Source organism: Coprococcus sp. ART55/1 (genome assembly GCF_000210595.1).
GTDB classification, from domain to species: domain Bacteria; phylum Bacillota; class Clostridia; order Lachnospirales; family Lachnospiraceae; genus Coprococcus; species Coprococcus aceti.
The window spans coordinates 2,730,062-2,734,235 of record NC_021018.1 but is presented as its reverse complement, the minus strand read 5'-3'; the positions used below and the strand labels follow the sequence as shown (position 1 = coordinate 2,734,235).

Below are 4,174 nucleotides of genomic sequence, written 5' to 3'. Positions count from 1 at the left end.
TCACCGGTCGCTGTGTTGACAATGTCTACTATTCCAGCCGGAGCAGGTGCGTTTCCTGCAGGAGTCTCATCCTCCTTGTCAACATTTAATGTTGCAACGCTTCCAAGAGCCTTCTTTGCCTTCTCAGCCTTTCTCTTCTCTCTTGTCTCCTTGTCCAAAAGAGCCGGAACATACTTGAGAAGTGAAATTATGAATGATATGAAGATAAGTGCTATAAACACGATACCCATACCTATGAGGGTATTTGCTCCCGCATCCTTCATCTTGTCCTTAAGTGTCTGATTAGCAGCAACTTCAAATTCGGAAATCTTGTATGGATAAACACCATTTGATGCAAGCATCTGATCAGCCTCTTCTTCTGAATACTGATTCTGAGCCATCACTGAATACTTCTGGAAATTGTAAGTTACCGAATTGTCTACAAATGTTGCCTTTACTATAGCTTCTTTTTCTGCACATTCTGCATATAATGTAACAACAACCTTGTCATCAACTTCTTGTATTGTTTTATCATCTTCATCTTCGAGATTGACCGGCTTAAACTGCTGGAATTTACCATAGTCAGACTCAATCGTTGAAAAAACCTTTAATGCATCAGCAGTCGTTTCATCTACCTGACCGCCATTTGCCTCTTCATCCACATAGAAATTATATACATCTTCAACCTGCGCAACCTGCATGTAATTCGTAGCCTGTGTTTCTGCTATCTGAACCAATGTGTTTCCGTCATAGTCAAATTCTACTTTCTTGTCTGAAGACGAACATCCGGCAAGTGCAAATGTAACAGCTAACATAGAAACTATCAATAATAACTTTTTCTTTATTATCTTTTCCATTAAGTTGTCACTCCTTTATATTGTTCCATGCTTCTTGAATGGTCTGTCCTCACTCTTAGAAAAAAGCATATCGAGTGCTGCTATAACTCTCTTTCTTGTTGCATCAGGCTCGATGATATCATCCACGTAGCCTCTTCTCGCTGCAGATACGGCACCTGAAAGAGCATCTGTGTACTCAGCCTTCTTCTCCTTGATATAAGCAAGCTTGTCACCGGCTGCTGCGATCTCATCTTCATACATGATCTTTACAGCCATCTCTGGATCCATTGTTCCGATAACTGACTTAGGCCAAGCAAATACAACATCAGCTCCGATAGCCTTTGAACACATAACTGTGTAGGCTGTACCATATGCCTTGTCAAGCATAACAGTTACCTTTGGCACTGTTGCGTTGGCATAAGCGTAAGTAAGCTTTGCAACAGCCTTTGAGATAGTCTTCTCTTCCTTTACAGTTGCTGCAAATCCCTTGATGTTTACAAGTGTGACAACTGGGATATTGAATGAATCACAAAGCTTTACGAAATCCTCTGCCTTATATGCACCGGCTGTTGTCATGACATCCTTCTGGTTTCCGACAACACCGACTGTCTCACCGTTAAGTCTGATAAATGCAGTAACAACGTCATCTGCAAAATCCTTCTTGAGCTCGAATACAAACTCATCATCAGTGATATCTGCTATAACAGCCTTCACATCCCCTGCCTTTGTAGCAAGATCTGGAATGATTCTGTTCACATCATCCTCACATACTGCGCAGTCGCCATCATCCTCATTGTTTGATGGAAGAAGACCTACCATAGTTCTCACTGCACCGAGAAGCTCTGCCTCTGTGTCGTATACTGCGTCAACATTTGCTGTGTTCTCTGCAACATAATCTGCTGCTGCAGTGTCAAGCTTCTCTGCACGGTTCTCATCCAGAGCATTTGGACTGTTAACAAAGAGCTTAGCTCCTTCCTTAGTCATGAATGTTACGTCTGTGAGATTAGGTATAAGTGCTGCACCACCACCGCATGTACCAAATATAGCTGTGATCTGTGGTATTACACCTGATGCAAGAGTCTGCTTCATGAATACCTCTCCAAATGCATTAAGAGCATCTGTAGCCTCCTGAAGTCTGAGTCCGGCACAATCGATCAGCCCGATAACAGGTGCACCCATCTTCATTGCCATGTCGTAAAGGTTTGCGATCTTCTTGGCATGCATCTCGCCTATAGAACCGCCGAGCACCTTTGCATCCTGGCTGTAAACATAAACTAAATTGCCATCGATCACTCCATAACCGGTTATTACGCCGTCTTTTGGAGTATCCTTGTCCTGAATGTTGAAATCTGTATTTCTAGCAGTTACATATGCGCCGATTTCAACAAAACTTGAGTCATCAAGTAACATTGAAATTCTGTCACTTGCTGACAAGCTTGGTGTGTTGCTCATTTTTAGCCCTCCGTTTAATTTATTTTAGGACTATATATAGTCCAATTTTCGCCGAGTATAATTGTAAAGCCTTTGTCGTCATATTTCAAGTAAAATCGAAAAAACCACCAAAGGTTTATCGGCGTTGTAAGCGATTTTTTTCAAAATAAAACAGGGAATCTGTGTAAAATATACCCTCAAACAAAAGTATACCCCAAATTCCCCGTTGAATTATAAAATCTGTTTTATTTTTACTGTTTTAGTCCTTGAGAACTTCTCTGTTGTGATACAGATAATCTCCAAGAGATATAAGTGTCAGTGCAAGTGCAAGGTAGATGAGCACCTGATCAAAGATGTAGAACACCTTGAGATCAGCTATCAGAAATCCTACCATGATCATCTGAACCGTTGTCTTGATCTTTCCCCACCATCCGGCAGCAATAACAATTCCCTTTTCTGCCGCAATAAGTCTGAATCCGCTTATTATGAAATCACGCGCTATGATCACTATAACGATCCATGCTGGGATCCTGTTCAGATCCGACAGTGCTATGAGTGCCGAACATACCAGCAGCTTATCTGCCAGAGGATCCATGAATTTTCCAAAATTGGTGACCAGATTGTATTTTCTTGCAATCTTTCCGTCAAGCATATCTGTAAGTGATGCGGCTATGAATATTCCAAGTGCCACCCACTTCGACCATCCCGGTGACATATATAAAAACACGAGAAAGAATGGAATCATTATAGCTCTTAGTATTGTCAATTTGTTTGGTAAATTCATTCTACTATCACTCCTGTCAAGTCATATTCATTTGCCTCGGTTATCTTCACATCCACAAATGAACCGGATATCAATTCATATGGTGCGCTGACGAACACTATTCCGTCAACCCCCGGAGCATCTCTGTAGGTTCTTCCCACATATACATCATCGTCGACCAGATATCCCTCAATGAGAACCTTCTGGGTGCTTCCGATCATCTGCTGGTTCTTCTCATAGGAAATCTCCTGCTGAAGCTCCATAATCTCATCGCGCCACTTTACAGCCAGCTCTCCATCCACCTGATCCTCGTACTCCGCAGCCGGAGTGCCCTCCTCAGGCGAATAAGTGAATACTCCAAGCCTGTCAAACTCGCACTCGTCAACAAAGTCGACCAGACCATCGTGCAGTTCCTGTGTCTCACCTGGGAAACCAGATATGAGCGTGGTTCTGATGGCTATATCCGGCATGGCTGTCCTCAGTCTGCCGACAAGCTCCACAATGTCCTCTCTGCTGGTCCGTCTGCCCATTCTCTTAAGTATCGCATTCTCAGAATGCTGGATAGGTATATCGACATAATGGCAGATCTTCGGATTCGTGGCCATAACCTCTATTAGTTCATCTGTTATCTCCTCCGGATAACAGTACAGAAGTCTTATCCACTCTATGCCTTCTATCTCACTGAGTTTTGTGAGAAGCTCTGGAAGCTTCTTCTCACCATACAGATCAACTCCGTACAGCGTAGTCTCCTGTGCCACAAGGACAAGCTCCTTTATACCATCAGACGCAAGCTTTTCAGCGGATGCGATCAGGCTGTCCATCGGCATGCTTCTGTATCTGCCTCGTATGTGAGGTATTATACAATAAGTGCACAGTTTATTACAACCTTCTGCGATCTTAAAATACGCCATCGACGCATTTGTCGTTACTATTCTCTCGGCAATCGGCCTTGGAGTATAATTTATATCATCTATGATCGACTCCTCGTCGGTTCCTATTGCCTCAACTATCTTATCGTAATTGGTCGCACCAATAATGACATCGATCTCCGGAAGCTCCTTCATTATCTCGTCCTTGTATCTCTGGGACAGACATCCCGCAACGATAAGCTTTTTTAGTTTTCCGGTTTTCTTCAGTTCTCCCATCTCGATGATGGTGTTGATGC

General features: G+C 42.9%; 4 protein-coding genes. All 4 read right to left on the bottom strand.

Features of this window, described 5'->3' with window-relative positions:
* The coding region (locus tag CCU_RS12275; protein WP_208896238.1) for an OadG family protein at window positions 1-836 on the bottom strand (836 nt) is incomplete at its 3' end.
* Between the two features lie 15 nt (window positions 837-851).
* Window positions 852-2,267 carry an acyl-CoA carboxylase subunit beta gene (locus CCU_RS12270; protein ID WP_015534885.1) on the bottom strand — a complete coding sequence of 472 codons (1,416 nt, stop codon included), beginning with the start codon at window positions 2,265-2,267 and terminating at the stop codon, window positions 852-854.
* A gap of 238 nt (window positions 2,268-2,505) precedes the next feature.
* Window positions 2,506-3,030, bottom strand: a complete 525-nt coding sequence (pgsA, locus tag CCU_RS12265; RefSeq protein WP_015534884.1) for a CDP-diacylglycerol--glycerol-3-phosphate 3-phosphatidyltransferase — start codon at window positions 3,028-3,030, stop codon at window positions 2,506-2,508.
* Window positions 3,027-4,174: 30S ribosomal protein S12 methylthiotransferase RimO (gene rimO / locus CCU_RS12260; protein ID WP_208896237.1), on the bottom strand; the 1,148-nt coding region annotated here is incomplete at its 5' end. The genes rimO and pgsA, both read right to left, overlap by 4 nt.